This is a genomic window from Paenibacillus sp. J22R160 (assembly GCF_059692135.1).
Window position 1 is genome coordinate 20,932 of the sequence record NZ_JCAUAU010000010.1, and the last position, 17,916, is coordinate 38,847.

Sequence of the window (17,916 nt, forward strand, 5' to 3'; positions counted from 1 at the left end):
GAGCCCGGACGGCGGCAGGTCGTTTGATCCGGGCTCCACAGTTCGTTCAGAGACAGGTTACATTTTTGGAAGGAGGAATCACATGCTGAATTATATCTCCTATCGGCTGTTGCAGCTTATCCCGCTGCTTGTTGCCATTAGTATTATTGTTTTTGTAATCATTCAGCTTCCACCTGGGGATTTTTTGACACAGTATATTGCCACATTAAAGCAGTCCGGAACAGCGGTTTCAGAAAGTACGGTCATTAACCTCCAACAGCTTTACGGGTTAGATAAATCATTAATTATTCAATACATCATTTGGATCAAAAATATTATCCTTCACGGTGACTTAGGTCGTTCCTTTCAATGGAATCAGCCTGTGACAGAAGTCATTGGTCCAAGACTGGCGTTGACAGTTATCATATCGCTCATTTGCCTAATCTTCGTGTGGCTGATCGCGATTCCAATTGGGATTTATTCAGCGACGCATCAATATTCGGCACTTGACTATGTGTTTACGTTTATAGGCTTCATTGGTCTGGCAATGCCAGGATTTCTCATTGCCTTGATAATTGTGTATGTCATTTTCGCGCAAACAGGCGTTTCGATCACAGGTCTGTTCTCAGCCCAATACGTGGATGCCCCTTGGAGTATGGACAAAATTATGAATATGCTGCCAAGGCTCATTATCCCCGTGGTGGTTATCGGAATGTCGGGAACAGCATCGCTGATCCGCATTACACGTGGGATGCTGCTGGATGAGTTGTCGAAGCAGTATGTCATTACCGCTAGAGCCAAGGGTGTTCCTGAAGGCAAGCTGCTGTTCAAATATCCGGTTCGATTAGCAATCAATCCGCTGATTTCGACCATCGGCTGGACACTTCCGGCGCTTATTTCAGGTGAAGCCATCGTCTCGATCGTGCTGAACTTGCAAACAACGGGGCCGATGCTGCTCAAAGCTTTGATGTTCCAGGACGTGTATTTAACGGGAAGCTTCCTGTTGATTCTTAGCGTGATGACGGTCATCGGGACGTTGCTATCCGATATTTTGCTAGCGTTCGTTGACCCTAGAATACGCTTCGGGGGTGTGGCAGAATGAGTGCGATAACGACGATTGCGAATCGGTTTCGGAAGACCAAAGTGAACAACCGGAATCGAGTCGGAGCAGATAATCAATACGAGGTCGCTTCCCAGTGGCAGCTGATGTGGTGGAAATTCATCAAGCACAAAATGGCCGTTTTCTCAGCGGTTGTGCTGATCTTATTTTATCTGGTGGCGGTTTTCTGTGAATTTCTGGCGCCTACGCTGCAGGATGCGAGGTACTCCGATTATAAGAACGCAGCACCGCAGAAAATTCATTTTGTCGATCCGAATAACGGATTTCAGCTTAGACCGTTTGTCTACGGAATGAGCGAGAAGGTCGATCCAAATACGTTTAAACGTACGTTTTCCGAAGATCCGGCGAAGAAGTTTGAGATATTCTTTTTCACAAAAGGAGAGCCGTATAAGCTTTGGGGGTTAATCCCAATGGAACGTCATTTGTTTGGTTTGAAAAATCCAAAGGATGCGCTTATTTTGATGGGGACGGATAAGTTGGGTCATGACCTGCTGTCCAGAATCATTTATGGAGCTAGAATTTCGCTCTCTTTCGGACTGCTGGGTATCGTTGTAACCCTCATTTTGGGATTAGTGCTTGGCGGAATATCCGGTTATCTGGGCGGTGTGATGGACACTATCATTCAACGAACGATTGATTTGCTCATCTGTATTCCAACCATTCCGCTTTGGATGGCGCTGACAGCTGCATTACCAAGAGATTGGTCAGCGCTGCAAACGTATTTCGGACTGATTCTCATCTTCTCCATCATTGGCTGGACTGGACTTGCTCGCGTTGTGCGGGGGAAAATACTGTCTCTGCGTGAAGAGGATTTCACAATGGCGGCCAGACTTGCGGGAGCAAGTGATTTCCGCATCATTCGCAAGCATTTGCTGCCGTCCTTCGCCAGCTACATCATCGTGAATGTGACGCTTTCGATCCCCGGCACGATTCTGGGAGAGACCGCATTAAGCTTCCTTGGGATCGGGCTTCAAGCGCCGGTTGTAAGCTGGGGAGTGCTGCTGCAGGATGCTCAAAACTTGGAAACACTAGCCCATCACCCCTGGCTGCTGTGGCCGGCGGCATTCATTATCATGACGGTCTTAATGTTTAATTTCCTTGGGGACGGCCTGCGCGATGCGGCAGATCCATACAAATAGGAGGTGGCGTGAATGTCAAATCGGGATAACATCATTTTGGAAATGAAGGACGTGAAAGTTCACTTCCATTTGGATGAAGGCGTGTTGAAAGCGGTCGACGGCGTTGATCTGCAAATCAAACGCGGGATGACGCTAGGCATCGTCGGCGAAAGCGGCTGCGGCAAAAGCGTCACATCGCAAGCGCTGCTGCGCATTGTTCCCAAGCCTGGCCAAGTGGAAGGCGAGATCAAGCTGCAGAGAAGCGGCGCCGGGCACAATGAATCGGTGGATTTAGTGAAGCTTGACCCGAGGGGGAAGGAAATTCGGGATATCCGGGGCGATGAGATCGCGATGATTTTCCAGGAGCCAATGAAGGCATTCTCTCCTATTCATACCGTAGGTAATCAAATTATGGAAGCGATCTTACTGCATGTAACACAGGATAAAAAAGAAGCTTACCGCATGGCGGTGGACATCCTGCGCAAGGTCGGCATGTCCAATCCCGAGCAGCGGCTTAGCGAATACCCGCATCAGCTTTCGGGCGGGATGAGGCAGCGTGCCATGATCGCGATGGCGCTATCCTGCAACCCCTCGATTCTCATCGCAGATGAGCCGACGACGGCCTTGGATGTCACTGTCCAAGCGCAAGTGCTTCAGTTGATTAATGATCTGAAGGCTAATCATGATACTTCGGTCATTTTCATCACGCATGACCTAGGCGTTATTGCCGAAATGTCGGACGAAGTGGCGGTCATGTATCTTGGTAAAGTCGTCGAGTACACGGATGTGGACTCCTTATTTCATCATCCGAAACATCCGTATACGAAGGCGCTGCTGAACTCGATTCCGGCCATCGGCAGGGAGAACAAAAGGCTGGAATCCATTGAAGGGACCGTTCCGTTTCCGATGAATTTGCCGAAGGGCTGCGGCTTTTATACGCGCTGCAAAATGGCGATCGACGGTGTGTGCAACGTAGCGGACGTGCCTCTTGTCGAGGTTAGAAAGGATCATAAAGTTCGCTGCTTATTAGTTGAAACGGAGCTTAAAGAAGCCGAGGTGGTCTCATGACGGTACAAACAGACGAACTCATTCTTGATGTGAGCTATATGCGGAAATATTTCCCGATTAAAAAGGGGTTCTTGCAAAAAAACGTAGGTTATGTCAAAGCAGTCGATGATGTCCAGTTTCATATCCGTCCTGGCGAAACGTTCGGCCTTGTCGGCGAATCCGGCTGCGGCAAAACAACACTCGGACGCTGTATTCTTCGCGCGATTGAACCAACCTCGGGTTCGGTGCGCTTTCGGGACCGCCAAGGGCAAATGCAGGAAGTGCTGCAGCTGGACGCCAAGGAACTGCGAGCTATTCGGCGAGATATGCAGCTCATCTTCCAAGACCCTTATTCCTCGCTCAATCCTCGGATGACGGTGCTTAATATTATTGCCGAGCCGCTCGTCTGCAACGGGATGTCGCACGGCCCCGAGCTCAAAGAGCGAGTGGCTGATCTCATGGAGATGGTAGGCCTGAACAGCCGGCATCTGGAGCGATATCCGCACGCTTTCAGCGGAGGCCAACGCCAACGGATCGGTATTGCTCGCGCTTTGGCGACGAATCCCAAGTTCATCGTATGCGATGAAGCCGTGTCGGCATTGGACGTGTCCGTACAGGCGCAGATTATTAACCTGCTGCAGGATTTGCAGGATAAGCTGAACTTGTCCTATCTGTTTATCTCGCATGATCTCGGTGTTATTCAGCATATTTCTAACCGTGTTGGCGTTATGTATGTCGGCAAAATGGTAGAGACAGCGGCAACGAAGGATTTGTTTGCTGCTCCCAAGCACCCTTACACCGAAGCGCTGCTTTCTGCGAAGCCTGTACCCGATCCTCGGAAGAAGTCGAACCGCATTATTTTGCAAGGTGAAGTCGCTAACCCGGCGAATCCGCCATCCGGCTGCTATTTCCATCCGAGATGTGCCTACGCCAAAGACATATGCAAGAAGCAGGCTCCAGAGTTGAAGCAGGTTGGCGATGGACATTACGCAGCTTGTCATTTTGCAGGGGAGCTTGAGCTTAGGGGGGCAACGTCCATATGACGTATATTCTACTTACACTGCTCGTTTTCTTCGTCTGCCTTAGCCTGATTATGCTGGGTTCGTTATGGTACATGAGGGTGCTACTCGAGAAAATGGTAGGAGGCAAGCTGCGTGACTTGGAGACACTGACAGCGACGGGCTCGATTCCTGAAACATGGACGGCCAAATATACCGAGCGCATGATTCAACATCAAAAGCTAGGCAATACCAAACAAGCGGATCGAATTGAACGATTGGCACGAAAGTCCTATTTGAACAAAATCGGCAAGCTGATAGCCTTTGTAAAAAAATCGACGCTGGTTGAAAGTGAAGAAGCGCGAAAAGCTACGCTGCGTATCCTTCAAAGAGTGGAAAGGGATTGGAGGGACGCTAACACGTATGGATCCTTTTCTTGAAATGAAGCAGCGTGATCCGGCGGCTGGGTACAAATCGGTGGGAATTACCGTCATTACTGCGGCGCTGGGGATTATGAATTGGTTCGAATTGCGAAGCCTGCTGCTGGTTTTGCTTACCTTTTTTGGCGTTAAACGTTCCTCGTGGCAGGGCATTGATAATTTTTCATTTCTGCTCATGGGTGTGGTTTGGCTAGCTTATGTATTCTACTGCCAATATTATTTGAAAAAGAAGGCGGAAGCTAAGCAGGTGCTGCAAGCTTCGGCCATGCTGTTGGCCATTCAGCTGGGGCTCTTGTTTGTATGCAATTTCCTCTCGCACGTCTTGCTGAGTGTACCGTTTGAAACGCATATGATGCTTTTTTTGATTATGGAAGGCGTTTTGACTGTCTTGCTGGGCTGGTTTGCTAGGAGTGCGGCTCGCAGGAAGCTCTTGCGTTAATTTTAGATAAAGGTGGGTTAGCCCGTATGGATATAGGTGTTGTTTCGCGCAGCTTTCCGCAATTATCGAACGAAGAGGTGGCGGCGCTGCTTGCTGAGCGCGGGTTCAAATGGACAGAGCTTTGCTTCTCGCAAACAGATTCTAACTACTGGCGTTATAATGGTCGGAGTGATCTCAGTGATTTAACGGATAAAAGAAGCCAAGAAATCGTAGAGACCTATCGCAAACATGGCATCGAAGTTGCCTCGATTGGCGTATTTACGAATTTGCTGGAAACGGATGAGAAAGAAATGGAGGCGAATTTGCAGTATTTTGAACGGCATATGCAGATTGCTGCCGGGACCGGCGTGCCAGTCGTTGCAACGGAGTGTGGATTCACTCCGGGAAAACGAGGTATTCAAGCGGATTCGTACGAGAAGGATTTCGATCGTTTCAAACAGCAGATAAGCTGGCTTGGCGAGCGTGCAGGCCACTACGGCATTAAGCTTGCGCTTGAACCCTGTGTTCTGGATGTTGTGCCTAGTGCTAAGCGAACGGCTGATTTCTTGGCGCAGGTCGGATCACCGCATGTTCAAGTGCTCCTGGATCCAGCAAATTTAATTGCGAATAGCTCGGAAGAGGAGATGTTCCATTATTTAGCGCCGCATCTAGCCTATTTTCACGGCAAAGACCGCAAGGTCAATGATACCTACGGGCGCTGTGTTGGGGATGGGGATATTGACTGGAGGAAGCTGCTGAGTTTGTATCATGAGCATAGCGAAGGTGTTCCCTTTATTTTGGAATATGTCAATATCCATAATTTCTGTGAAATTCGTGATCGGGTTCTCGCGTTTGACCAAACCCGCTAATTATCCTCTACATCAAATCGGAAATCTGAAGCTCTGGGAGGTGTTTGATGATGCTAGTCGCGGAAAGGGTTCAGCACATTCTACGGCTGGTTAACGAGCGGGGAAGCATGCGCGTCACTGAACTCAGCCAGATATGCCGGGTTACGGAAGAAACGATCCGCCGAGACTTGGATCGTTTGGAAAACGAAGGTCGTCTGCTGCGCAGCTACGGTGGAGCGATTCGTTTGCAGCCGCAAACGTCTGAAACCTCGTACGAGCTGCGGGAGACGGTGCATGTGACGGAAAAGCAGCGTATTTCGGCCCAAGCTGTCAAGTATGTGGAGTCGCACGATCGCATCGTACTCGATGCGAGCTCCACGACTTGGCATTTGGCAGCGCTGCTGCCCGACATTCCGCTTACCGTCATCACCAACTCCTTGAAGGTGGCTTTGGTTCTTAGCGAGAAGAAGAACGTCAGCGTCATCAGCACAGGAGGCATTCTTGTGCCAAATTCACTTTCTTTCGTTGGACCGCTGACGGAGCAGGCCTTGGAGGAGTATCATGTAAATAAAGCTTTCGTATCCTGCAAGGGCGTACATATGGAGCGGGGCATCAGCGAGTCGAATGAAATGCAAGCGAGGGTGAAACGGAAAATGGTCGGCATGGCCGAACAGGTATTTGTCCTAGCGGATTACAGTAAATTTGATGTGCAGGCTTTTACGATGATTGGAGCTTGGAACCAGATTCATCATCTGATTACCGATGAACAAACGCCGCTTGATCATGTGCAGCTGCTGCAGCGTAAGTTTATTAATGTCATTCAAGTCTAAGAGTAACTCAAAATGGCGCAATCCCCTTGTAAGTTGGCTGAAACCGCAATGAAAGCGTGAACTGGATGCCTTATGATAAAGACAGAAGCAAAGAAAGGAATTGTACCTATGGTTAATCTCCTGCGACAAAGTCAATTCATGAAAGACAAGCAAATTCCGTTTAGCATTAACCGCTGCTTTCATCATCAAGATAATATGCCGACCGTTCATTCACATGACTTTATCGAGCTTGTTTATGTGGTTAACGGTCAAGCGGATCATGTGTTTGAAGGAGAATCCTACCAGATCCAAGCGGGCGATGTCTTTATTATTAACCCCGGGGAAGTTCACACGTATCGTACGAAGCCGGGAGAAGGCATCGAGATTATTAATTGTCTCTTCACGCCAGAATTAATTCATGAGTCTCTGCTGAAGGAATTGGGCGTGTCACAGTCCATGGATTACTATTATGTGCATCCTTTCTTAAATCCAAGAGAACGCTTTCATCACAGGTTGAATTTAATGGGGCAGGCATCGCATCATGTTCTTACTTTGCTTGAAACGATGATTTCAGAATGGGAGCATCACCGGCCAGGCTATTTAACGCTCATTAAACTGCAAATGCTCCAGCTTCTCATCCTGCTATCTCGCTGCTATGCGGATTCCACAAGCAAGGAGAAAAAGAGCTCACGATCAGCGAATCATACGATACTGGTACGCCGGATAACGGGGTTTCTGGAGCGCCATTTTGATAAAAAAATGACCATTCCCGATTTGTGCGAGTTGTTTAATGTGAGCAGCAGGCAGCTAAACAGGGTGTTTAAACAGGAAACGAATCAAACCGTAACAGAGCGTATTCATGAAATTCGAATTGAACGGGCGAAGCAGTATTTGACAGAAGGCGACGACAAAGTGATTCATGTTGCGCAGCGTGTAGGCTATGAGGACCCGGCCTTTTTCACACAATTGTTTAGACGGAGAGTCGGATGCTCGCCAGGGCAGTACCGTGATTTGCATGGGGAAGTGCTAGAGAACGCGCAGGAAGTCCAGTAGAAGAAACGGGAGGAATAAGCAATGACGTTAAAGGTTGGGGTAGTCGGGGTTGGCAATATCGGTTCGATCCATGCGGGTGTGTACCAAGAACATGCGAAAACAGAGCTTGTTGCTGTATGTGACATCATCAAAGAGAAAGCAGATGCGGCTGCGGCCAAATTCGGCTGCAGAGCTTTTTATAGCGTGCAGGAAATGCTGGCTAGCGGCATTCATTTGGATGCTTGCTCGATGGCGACCAAAGGGGAAGAGAATGGCGGCGAGCACTATCAACCTACGATGGAGCTGCTGGAGGCGGGCATTCCTGTGCTCGGAGAAAAGCCGATTTCCAACCGGATTGACGAAGGGGAACGGATGGTGGCGCTTGCCAAAGAGAAGCAGATCCCTTTCGGCGTGAACCTGAATCATCGGTTTACACCTGCAGCCCTTCGTGCCAAAGAATGGGTACAAGAAGGCCGTCTCGGTCAATTACATATGATTAATATGAAAATGTGGATCAACAACCCGGTCGAAACGTCGCCTTGGTTTCACTTGCGTGCGCTTCACCCGCACTCCTTCGATGTGATTCGTTATTTCTGCGGGGATGTGAAGCGGGTAGCCGCCTTCATGATGAAAGGTGAAAACAGGAAGATTTGGTCCAATGCGCAGGTTATGCTCGAGTTTGAAAATGGAGCCATCGGGAATCTCGTCGGCAGCTACGATGCTGGAGCCAGTTATGGCTTGGAACGCTGCGAAGTTGTCGGCTCCAAAGGCCGATTCGTGCTGGACGATGCTTGTGAGCACTTAACCTACTATCCTCGTCACAGCATTGCAACGGAAAGCTACAGCTATTTGGGAGGCATGCGCCATTTCAACGAAACGTTCAAAAGCCGTATCAGCGATTGGATTGAACAGCTGGATGCCAAAGTGCCTTATGATCAAATCAATGGCTCGGGAGAAGAAGCGCTGAAAGCGCAGACAATCATTGAAGCAGCTATTCGTTCATTTGAAACGTCAAGCATTGTTGAACTATAACCTGGGGAGGCAGTAAGCCATGATGCAATTAGGGATAAATTCGGTGTTGTTCAAAGATTTCGATTTTAGGACGGCAGCGCAGCATATTAAGCTTTGCGGTTATGACGGTGTGGAACTCTCAGCGATCAAAGGCATGTGCGAGCACATCGAGCTTGACAAGTGGCGGGAGCAGGCGCCAGAGATTCGGAGAATTGCCGAGGAAGTTGGGCTGAAGCTCCTGTCGATGGAAGTGGCTGAGCTGAATGAGACGAGGCTTCCGCTTGCATTTGAGGCTGCAGCTGAGCTCGGGATACCAGTTGTCAATGTGGGTCCAGGTGGAAAGTCGGACGTGGAAGAGGATTTGCAGTTCACGATTGAAAAGCTGACGAGAATGTCAAAACTCGCTAGTGAGTACGGGGTTACGCTTTGCGTGAAAGCGCATGTCGGCGGTTCGATTTATAATACGCCAACCTCATTAAGAGCGATAGAGGCAATTGCAGATCCTTCTTTTGGTATCGATATGGACCCAAGTCATATTTATCGATCTGGCGAGAATCCGGAAGCCGCCTTGCCGGCTGTAATCTCACGCGTGAAGCATATTCATATTCGTGACTGCAGCGGCAGGCAAACGGGTCCGGGCACGATCGACAAACAGGCATGTGGACGAGGAGACATTGATTTGATCGGCTACTGCAAAGTGCTTGCGGATAACGGCTATGAGGGTCCTGTATGTCTTGAAGTCATTGGCGCTAATGGGCACTCGCTCGCGCAAGTTTCCATTGTAGCAGCTGAAAGCTATGGCTATTTAAATGCCGTACTGCGCTCTTTTGGAGCGAGATAAGTCGATAATAAAACGGAGAAGGAGTCATTCACATGACATCAAAAATGCCGAATTTACTGCTGCTTGGTATAGACAGCTTACGTCGAGATCATATGAGCGGTTATGGCTATCACCGGTTGACAACGCCGCATATTGATCAGTATAGCCAAGGAGGCGTGCTGTTTGAGCAGCATTTCTCCCCAAGTATTCCAACGACTCCAGGTTATGCCTCCATGCTCACGGGTATGGACTGTTTCGGAACAGACGTTGTCGCGCTGCGGCATGGCGGGCCTGTTGGCGATCATGTCAAGATGCTCTCTGAGCTGCTGGAAGAGAACGGTTACAATACAACGTGTATCGGCTTCACAGGCAACCCGTCGGCGCGCGGCTTTCAGAAGTACATTGATTTCGAAGGCTGGGGACCTGACGAAACCGGCAGAAGCCCAAAGGCGGATAACTTGAACCGTGTCGCGATTCCGGAAATGAAGCGTCTTAAGGACGAAGGCAAGCCGTTTTTCCTCTTTTTGCGGCACATGGATCCGCATTCGCCGTATTTGCCGCCTAAGCCGTTTGAGCGGATGTTTTATGATGGCAATGAGTGTGATCCCGATAATCACTCGTTGGATGAGCTTTACGATTTTAAACCATTCGCTGATTATTTCAGCTCCTGGTTCCCTGAGGGATGTACAGACAGCAAATATATCGACGCGCAGTATGATGGCGCGATTGCCTACATGGATGCGGGTATTCAAGCGATTTTCACTGCACTTGGATCCCTTGGCATCGAAGACGAAACGCTCGTGGTCATCACTTCCGATCACGGTGAAACCTTAAATGAGCATGATTGTTATTATGACCACCATGGGCTGTATGAAACGAATTTGCGAATTCCGCTAATTCTGCGTTTCCCGGGCAAGCTGCCGGCAGGTAAGCGTGTAGCCAGCTCTTCGCAAATTAAAGATGTGATGCCGACCATTGTTGAGCTTCTGGGCATACCGTGTGAGATTCCATTTGATGGCCGCAGCTTGATTCCGCTTGTCAAAGGCGAGGAGCGGGTGCCGGAGAGTGAAATGTACATCACAGAATGCACATGGATGCGCAAACATGGCTGGCGGACGCAGGAATGGAAGCTAATTGTAGCGCTTGAGCCAGATATACATTTCAAGCCTCCAGTAGAGCTGTATAATTTGGTTCGCGATCCTGAGGAACTGCATAACCTAGTTGATGAAGAGCCGGAAGTAGCGGCCCATCTCTTGAGTCGATTAAATGCGCATATAGCGAAGCGGGAGCAAGAGACTGGGCGGGAGAATCCGATCTATACAAATTTGAATTGGCATGGCTTAGGTTGCGGTCCGTTCAAGACCTCGCAGCAGGCTTTTGACTCCATGCATATCGGTTCCCCGAGGACAGCGCGATCCTTGCAAACGAAAGAGAAGGAAGCAGAAGCAGTGGCAGAAGCGGAAGGCCAAGCCGCAGAAGTGGAAGCCGATTCGACATGCTGAGAATAGCCGTTGTCGGAGTCAATCACATAGGACGTATACATTGCCGGTGTTACAAGGAACACGCAGATAGCGAACTTATCGCTATCTGCGATTTGAACAAAGAACTGGCGGATTCAGTTGCTGCACAATTTGGCGTGAAGGCTTATTACGACTTGGATACAATGCTTGAAGCTGAACAGCTGGATATCATCAGCGTAGCTACGGGCGGAATCGAAAATGGCTCTCATCACCGAGAGCCTGTTATGAAAGCCATTGCTGCCGGTAAGGATGTAATGGTTGAGAAGCCCATATCCAATTCACTAGAAGAAGCCCGGGAAATGGTTCAATTTGCCAAAGAAAAAGGCGTCCGTTTCGCCTGTAATCTCAATCATCGTTTCACGCCTGCTGCTAAGAAGGCGAAGCAGTGGATGTCGAATGGGGATATCGGCCATCCGCTTTTTGTAAACATGAAGCTGACGATCGGCAATCCGAATGAATCCAGTCCCTGGATCCATTTGCGTGCGCTGCACCCGCATTCACTCGATGTGATGCGTTATTTTGCAGGCGAGGTTCGCCGTGTTCAAGCTTTTTTGACGAAAGCACCTGGCCGTACGGTCTGGTCAACAGCTTCCATTAATCTGGAATTTGCCTCTGGCGCGGTTGGTCATTTGCTGGGCAGCTACGATATGTTCGGCATTCACCCCATTGAGGCTTGTGAGGTGGCAGGTGATCGAGGCAGATTCGTGCTGGATAATGTATATGAATCGCTTACGTACTATCCTCACCGTCAGGAAGATTTGCGGGTTTACAGGAATTCAATTATGAGCGGCATGCGAGGCTTTGAGGATACGTTTCGTCTTCGGTTGGATGCCTTTCTTCAGGAAGTGAAGGAGGGTGTTCCTCCTGAACAAATCGCAGCCTCAGGCGCGGACGCCTTGGCCGTGCAAGAAATCATTGAAGCGGCTATCCGTTCCCATCTGGCGAATGGTGCTGTTATCCCAATTTCCTAAAAACCGATCCGAAGGAGGAAGGTTATGAGTAAAGATGGAGAGGTACTGTGGTTCACTGGTCTCTCAGGCTCAGGCAAATCAACGACGGCTCGTGCCTTAGTTGAGCCACTTCGTGTCACCGGCAGGAAAGTAGAGTTGCTTGATGGAGACGAGCTTAGGCGGACGATTTCCCAGGGGTTGGGCTTTAGCAGGGAGGACCGCATCAAGAATGTTGAGCGTATCGTTTTTCTTTGCAAGCTGTTATCGCGCAATGGTGTTACGGTCATCGTATCTGCCATTACGCCATATGAAGAAATGAGAGCGCATGCCCGTGCCGAGCTGCCCGGTTATGTCGAAATTTTCGTGGATTGTCCACTTGAAGAGTGTGAACGCCGAGATGTGAAAGGGTTGTATGCCAAGGCCAGAAACGATGAGATTAAGCAATTTACTGGCATTGGGGACCCGTATGAAACGCCAGAACAGCCGGACATCGTCATTCGTACGCATGTGGACGAGGTAGAGAGCAATGTCTCTTTCATCCTGGATTATTTGATGACAAAAACAGGACGGAGTGAGGCCGTATGAACATTATTTTCATCTCCATGGACACGATGCGCGCCTCCCGGCTGGGCTGTTACGGCTATGAGAAGCCAACTTCGCCCTACATGGATCAAATAGCGGAGCAAGGTGTTCTGTTCGAAAGAGCGTATGCGGCAGACATTCCAACGGAAGTAGCCCATACCGGTATATTTACGGGAAAAGTAGGGCTGCGAACAGGCGTTGTTTCACACGGTTCACCGCTTACACAGCTGCCTAAGAAGGAGTCATGGCTGCCTTCACTTTTACAAAATCAAGGCTTTACGACGGCTGCTGTTGATAATTTATACCAATTAAAAGAATGGTTTGCCAGAGGCTATCGGTACTACATCAACTCCGTTCAAAAGACGCGCAGCATTGACGGGAAGTCGGTTAACCAGCTTGCCTTCAAGTGGATTCGCGAGCATAAAGAAGATGACTTCTTTCTGTTCCTGCATTATTGGGATCCGCATACACCTTACCAGCCGCCGGCAAGTTATGTGCCGGCATTCTATGATCAGAGCCGCGATCCTTATGATCCGGCAAATCGCAGTATGCATGCCGCATATAACCATGCGGCTTATCCGTTTTTTAAGCATCATCATTACGATTTGCTAGGCCCTATAACGGATGCTGCTTACGTCAATGCGCTTTATGATGCAGAAGTGCGATACCTCGATGATCGTCTTCGAGAGCTCGATGAGCTGCTCATTGCGGAAGGGGTCTATGATGACACCTTATTGATTTTGTTCGGCGATCATGGGGAAAGCTTGACGGAACACGATATTTACTGGGATCACTGCGGTTTATACGAAACCTCGGTTCAAGTCCCGATGATCATGCGCTGGCCCGGCAGAATTCCAAAGGGACTAAGGGTCAAAGGCTTAGTTCAGCAGGTCGATATGCTGCCGACCATTCTGGAAGCAGCCGGTATCCTAACACCGCCTAACATCGACGGGCGCAGCTTGTGGCCGAGTATACGAGGGGAAGCGGATGGGACGCATGATGCCATTTATTTGAGCGAGTGCGCTTGGCAAGCCAGCAGAGGGATCGTGACGAAGGATTATAAATTTATTCGTACGCTGGATGCAGGACCTTTTGTACGTCCGCCAAGGGAACTATTCGATTTGCGTGTTGACCCTGATGAAACGGTGAATATCGCCGAAAGCTCTCCGACTATTGCGGATGAACTGGCCTATCAGTTAGATAATTGGACAGAGGAAATGCTGAATGGACGGGCGGATCCCATGCTGACACAGATCGAAGCGGGACTCCCGTTTCGCAATCGGATTCATGAGATTTTGCTGCAATATGGTTTAACATGGGATGAATGGATCAAGGATCCTCGGCGTGACCGATTCGATGAAGCATCCGCAGCTAGACGTGCGGGGAGGTAATCATCATGTCGGAGATGGCTCAAAAGCCGAATTTGCTTATCATCATGGTCGATCAGTTGCGGTATGACTGCCTCGGCTATAGCAAGCAGGCGCCTGTTTGGACGCCTCATCTCGATAAGCTCGCGTCCGAGGGCATGTGGTTCGACCGCGCCTATAATCATATTCCCATATGTGGTCCAGCGAGGCAGTCTTTCGTCTGTGGCAGGAGGGCTGAATCCTTCGGCGGACTTTGGAACTTCTCTTTGGGAATGCGAATCGGTGCATTGGAGCCCACGAGCTACTCGTGGGCCCGTTCTTTGCAAGGGGCAGGCTACAGGAACGGCTATCTCGGAAAATGGGATGTGCATCCGACTTGTGATCCAACGCATTATGGGTACGATATTTTTGTTTCCAGTGATGAGAAATACCGGGAGCGAACAAAGGCGCAGTACCCGGAACTGACGTATACTGGCGGGTTCTTTGGCGAAACCGACCCCTTGCCGCTTGAGGATACGCGGACACACCAGACAGCCGAAATGGCCATGGCTTTGATGAAGCGGCTGTCGGAGGAGAGCTCGGGCGCACCTTGGCAGCTGCGGGTTAATTTCCAAGAGCCGCATCTGCCTTGCCGTCCGATTGCCGAGTTCGCAGCTATGTATTCACCGGAGAGCATTCCCGAATGGGGAAGCTTCCGTGAAACATTCGCGAATAAGCCGTATATCCAAAGTCAGCAGCTTAGAAATTGGGAGATCGAGAACTATGACTGGGCGGATTGGGCGCCTATCGTCGCGCGATACTATGCGATTATCACTCAGTTAGATGATGCGGTTGGGAAGGTACTTGCGGAGTTAGACGCGCTCGGACAAAGTGAGAACACGGTTGTCATTTTTACAACCGATCATGGCGACATGTGCGGCGGGCACCGGATGCTGGATAAACATTACGTCTTATACGAGGACGTCGTTAAGGTTCCGCTAATCGTTAGGTGGCCTGGTGTTATTGCACCTGGCAGCCGCTGCGAGCGATTCGTCCAGACCTTGCTGGACCTGCCACCGACACTGCTCGCGATCAGCGAATCGGAGCCGCCGCCGGTTGAGCATCGGCTTCATGGCGAGTCTTTGCTGCCGCTGCTTCTCGGGGCTGAACCTGAGAAGTGGCGTGATGAAGTTGTCGCCTCCTACAATGGCGGACAATTCGGTCTCTACACGCAGCGAATGATTCGCACCCGGGAGTGGAAATACATCTGGAATTGTACGGATGTCGATGAACTTTACGATATGAGTCATGACCCTCATGAGCTGCATAACGTGATTCATCATCCGGCTAACAGGTCTGTTGTTGCTGAACTGCGGAAGCGGCTATACCATATTTTGTACGAGGATGGCGATGGGATCGTGCAAAACGATTGGATGCGGGATCAGCTGCTGGAGGGGCGGAAGGGGTAGTAGAGGATGATATGTCCAGCTTGGTTATCTTTCAAGGGCCTTATGGAGTTTTCATTGGACGAAATCCAATGACTTACGATGAAATCGCTTTATTTGCCTCAAATTCCAGCCTCTCATTGGATTTACTCCAACGAAAATAATATTTGCACGTCCAATTTCGGCATCTCGTTGGATTTCATCCAATGAGCTGCCCACATTCATCTCTAAGTAGAACCTACTTCGTCATATAAACGGAACTTCATCCCCCTTTTGTGACAAAAAAAGCGAAGTTTTGGTTTCCGGAGGGGAACTTCAGGTTTTTTAACTCAAAGGGCTGTTTTCGGAAATTGCTGCCCTCTATTTCCTTTGGCAAAAGGGATGGGGCGTTGCAGGCAGATTTTGCTTGCGTCAATAAAGAAAGACTATCCACAAAGTCGTTAGTGATGACCTTGTGGACAGTCCCTTTATTCTACCGCTGCCTGACTAGCTTCGTTACCCGGCCATCGGAAATCCACTCGGCCAAGTAGACGTTGCCTTCGGAATCTACACAGATGCCGTGCGGGGAGCTGAATCGATCCGGACGGTAATAGCTTTTGGGAAGATTCGGCCAACCTTGCTGTTTGTAGGCTTGTTGATCCTCGCCTAAGTGAGTGATCAAACGATCATTTGCGTCCAAGATGGTCACTCGGCTGTGAAGATCGGGCAGATAAACTTCATCGCCGAAGAAGTAGAAAGAACAAGGAAGATCCAAATTATGTTCAACGAAACGCAGGTGCTCGCCTTCTAGGGTGAAGACTTGGATACGGTTGTTACTGCGGTCAGCTATGTATATTTCCGGTACTTCTCCGCGCAGATTGATGGAGATGCCGTGAGGCGAATTAAGCTTGCCTGGCTCAGATCCCGGCCCGCCCCACGAGCGGATATAAGTTCCCTCTGCATTGTAGTGATGGACGTAAGATTGACCATAGCCATCGGAAACATAAATGTCCCCGTTTGGAGCGACACAAACATCTGTTGGCACATATTTGCGTTCAGCATCATACAGATCAGGCCGATCTGGCGGAGTAATCCGCAGGAGCACTTCACCGGATAATGTCGTTTTGACGATCATGGAGCGTTTGGTGTCGGCAAAATAAAGGTGCTGTTGTCCATCCGAATTGCGATGCAAGTAAAAACCATGGGCACCGCCTTCAAATTCACTTCCCCAGGAAGTAAGAAAGGTGCCGTTTTTGTCAAATACAACAACGGACTCTTTGCCAGTATGATGTACATACACACGATCTTCATCATCTACGCATACCCCATGTGTGTAACCATATTGGATATCAGCTGGTAGTTGGCCCCAGCCTTCTTGCACGGCATAAAGATGTGAAGCGTTTCCAATAATAAGCTGCTCAGACATTTGAAACCTCCTTAGTGTTGACAAGCTTCTTTATCATCATACACCATCCCCTAACAAAATAGGGCGGTTAATTTCTCAGGTTTGATTTTTCTGTGAAAAGTGCAATTTCAGGTTGGAAATATCTAACGACTCAGAAGTTTGCTGACCGTACAATAAAGATATACCAAGCGAGGAGGAATCATTCATGCTATCACAAGAGCAGATCAAACAATTCGATGAGTTGGGGTTTCTTAAAGGCGATGTCGTTTTATCCGATGAAGAAGTGGAACAACTCCGTGAAGAGCTGGAAAATGTCATGGAAGGGAAATCTGTTAAAAAGCCAATCCTCAACCGCAATATGCTCGATAACTCCCATTACGGGATGACTATAACGAAGAAGGAAACCGTTGTCCAAATCGTGAATATATGGATGGCGAGTGATGTGTATTTACAGCATGCGGCTAACCGCAGAATTTGTGAGGAAGTTGCGCAACTATGCCGTACGGATACGCTTCGAATTTGGCACGATCAAATTCAATACAAACCGCCAGTCATGGGAGGCCCGACACACTGGCATCAAGATCACCCGCTATGGCCGGTGATTCAACCCGCTGAGCTCATCAGCGCATGGGTAGCTTTGGATGATGCGGTCATTGAAAACGGCTGCATGTGGATGGTGCCGGGCAGTCATAAATGGGGCAATCATCAAAAATATTTAGGTTCGAACGACGCGTTCATGCCGGTTCACAAACAGCCGGACTTGCTGCCTGAAGGAGCAAAAGTGGAAGCGGTACCTTTTGAAATTAAAAAAGGTCAAGTTGGCTACCACCACTCTCTGACATGGCATGGCAGTCCGAATAACCGTTCAGAAATGAAACGAAGGGCGATTGCGGTTCACTATATGCCAGGTCATACGTATTACGCTCCGACAGGCGGTCATCCAATGGAGCCCCATATTCATGTGGCGCCAGGCGAGATCATGTCCGGAGAGAGCTTCCCGGCGGTTTACCAGAGATAGCCCTTCGGTAAGAAAGGGGATTTACGTATTC

At 49.3% G+C, this 17,916-nt stretch carries 18 protein-coding genes; 17 read left to right on the forward strand and 1 reads right to left on the reverse strand.

All coding sequences use genetic code 11. The features are described from left to right. Nucleotides 1-82: 82 nt before the first annotated feature. The 16 genes from AC58UW_RS19880 (at nt 83) to AC58UW_RS19955 (ending at nt 15,507) form a co-directional block, all read left to right on the forward strand. Nucleotides 83-1,081 carry an ABC transporter permease gene (locus AC58UW_RS19880; protein ID WP_497422346.1) on the forward strand — a complete coding sequence of 333 codons (999 nt, stop codon included), beginning with the start codon at nt 83-85 and terminating at the stop codon, nt 1,079-1,081. After that, nucleotides 1,078-2,238: an ABC transporter permease gene (locus tag AC58UW_RS19885; protein WP_497422347.1), complete on the forward strand. Its 1,161-nt coding sequence runs from the start codon at nt 1,078-1,080 to the stop codon at nt 2,236-2,238. Before AC58UW_RS19880 ends, AC58UW_RS19885 begins: the two co-directional genes overlap by 4 nt. Before the next feature lie 12 nt (nt 2,239-2,250). After that, nucleotides 2,251-3,285: an ABC transporter ATP-binding protein gene (locus AC58UW_RS19890; protein ID WP_497422348.1), complete on the forward strand. Its 1,035-nt coding sequence runs from the start codon at nt 2,251-2,253 to the stop codon at nt 3,283-3,285. Then, a complete protein-coding gene (locus AC58UW_RS19895; protein ID WP_497422349.1) occupies nt 3,282-4,307 on the forward strand; it encodes an ABC transporter ATP-binding protein in 1,026 nt (341 codons plus the stop codon). The genes AC58UW_RS19890 and AC58UW_RS19895 overlap by 4 nt, the downstream gene beginning before the upstream one ends. Next, nucleotides 4,304-4,702, forward strand: a complete 399-nt coding sequence (locus AC58UW_RS19900; RefSeq protein WP_497422350.1) for a hypothetical protein — start codon at nt 4,304-4,306, stop codon at nt 4,700-4,702. The genes AC58UW_RS19895 and AC58UW_RS19900 overlap by 4 nt, the downstream gene beginning before the upstream one ends. Next, complete coding sequence (locus tag AC58UW_RS19905) at nt 4,686-5,141, forward strand: hypothetical protein (RefSeq protein WP_497422351.1); 456 nt, start codon at nt 4,686-4,688, stop codon at nt 5,139-5,141. The genes AC58UW_RS19900 and AC58UW_RS19905 overlap by 17 nt, the downstream gene beginning before the upstream one ends. 26 nt (nt 5,142-5,167) lie before the next feature. Then, entirely contained in the window at nt 5,168-5,989 is an 822-nt protein-coding gene (locus AC58UW_RS19910; RefSeq protein ID WP_497422352.1) for a sugar phosphate isomerase/epimerase family protein, read from the forward strand. A 50-nt stretch (nt 5,990-6,039) separates the two neighbouring features. Then, the gene (locus AC58UW_RS19915) at nt 6,040-6,798 is read left to right on the forward strand and encodes a DeoR/GlpR family DNA-binding transcription regulator (protein ID WP_497422499.1); all 759 of its coding nucleotides are present in this window, start codon (nt 6,040-6,042) and stop codon (nt 6,796-6,798) included. Nucleotides 6,799-6,906: 108 nt separating this feature from the next. Next, nucleotides 6,907-7,830, forward strand: a complete 924-nt coding sequence (locus AC58UW_RS19920; protein WP_497422353.1) for an AraC family transcriptional regulator — start codon at nt 6,907-6,909, stop codon at nt 7,828-7,830. A gap of 21 nt (nt 7,831-7,851) precedes the next feature. Continuing rightward, nucleotides 7,852-8,841, forward strand: coding sequence for a Gfo/Idh/MocA family protein (locus AC58UW_RS19925; RefSeq protein ID WP_497422354.1), 990 nt, complete (start codon nt 7,852-7,854; stop codon nt 8,839-8,841). Between the two features lie 19 nt (nt 8,842-8,860). Next, a complete protein-coding gene (locus tag AC58UW_RS19930; RefSeq protein WP_497422355.1) occupies nt 8,861-9,661 on the forward strand; it encodes a sugar phosphate isomerase/epimerase family protein in 801 nt (266 codons plus the stop codon). 32 nt (nt 9,662-9,693) lie between these two features. Continuing rightward, entirely contained in the window at nt 9,694-11,142 is a 1,449-nt protein-coding gene (locus AC58UW_RS19935) for a sulfatase family protein (protein ID WP_497422356.1), read from the forward strand. After that, nucleotides 11,136-12,131: a Gfo/Idh/MocA family protein gene (locus AC58UW_RS19940; protein WP_497422357.1), complete on the forward strand. Its 996-nt coding sequence runs from the start codon at nt 11,136-11,138 to the stop codon at nt 12,129-12,131. The genes AC58UW_RS19935 and AC58UW_RS19940 overlap by 7 nt, the downstream gene beginning before the upstream one ends. 24 nt (nt 12,132-12,155) lie before the next feature. After that, nucleotides 12,156-12,695, forward strand: a complete 540-nt coding sequence (gene cysC / locus AC58UW_RS19945) for an adenylyl-sulfate kinase (RefSeq protein WP_497422358.1) — start codon at nt 12,156-12,158, stop codon at nt 12,693-12,695. Further along, nucleotides 12,692-14,083 (forward strand): sulfatase family protein, encoded by a 1,392-nt coding sequence (locus AC58UW_RS19950; RefSeq protein ID WP_497422359.1) that lies wholly within the window; start codon nt 12,692-12,694, stop codon nt 14,081-14,083. Before cysC ends, AC58UW_RS19950 begins: the two co-directional genes overlap by 4 nt. A gap of 5 nt (nt 14,084-14,088) precedes the next feature. Further along, a complete protein-coding gene (locus AC58UW_RS19955; protein WP_497422360.1) occupies nt 14,089-15,507 on the forward strand; it encodes a sulfatase family protein in 1,419 nt (472 codons plus the stop codon). A 448-nt stretch (nt 15,508-15,955) separates the two neighbouring features. Here the strand turns inward: AC58UW_RS19955 and AC58UW_RS19960 are convergent, their stop codons facing one another. Beyond that, nucleotides 15,956-16,888, reverse strand: a complete 933-nt coding sequence (locus tag AC58UW_RS19960; RefSeq protein WP_497422361.1) for an NHL repeat-containing protein — start codon at nt 16,886-16,888, stop codon at nt 15,956-15,958. 184 nt (nt 16,889-17,072) lie between these two features. Between AC58UW_RS19960 and AC58UW_RS19965 the strand changes: the two genes are divergently transcribed. Then, a complete protein-coding gene (locus tag AC58UW_RS19965; RefSeq protein ID WP_497422362.1) occupies nt 17,073-17,885 on the forward strand; it encodes a phytanoyl-CoA dioxygenase family protein in 813 nt (270 codons plus the stop codon). Nucleotides 17,886-17,916 lie beyond the last annotated feature (31 nt).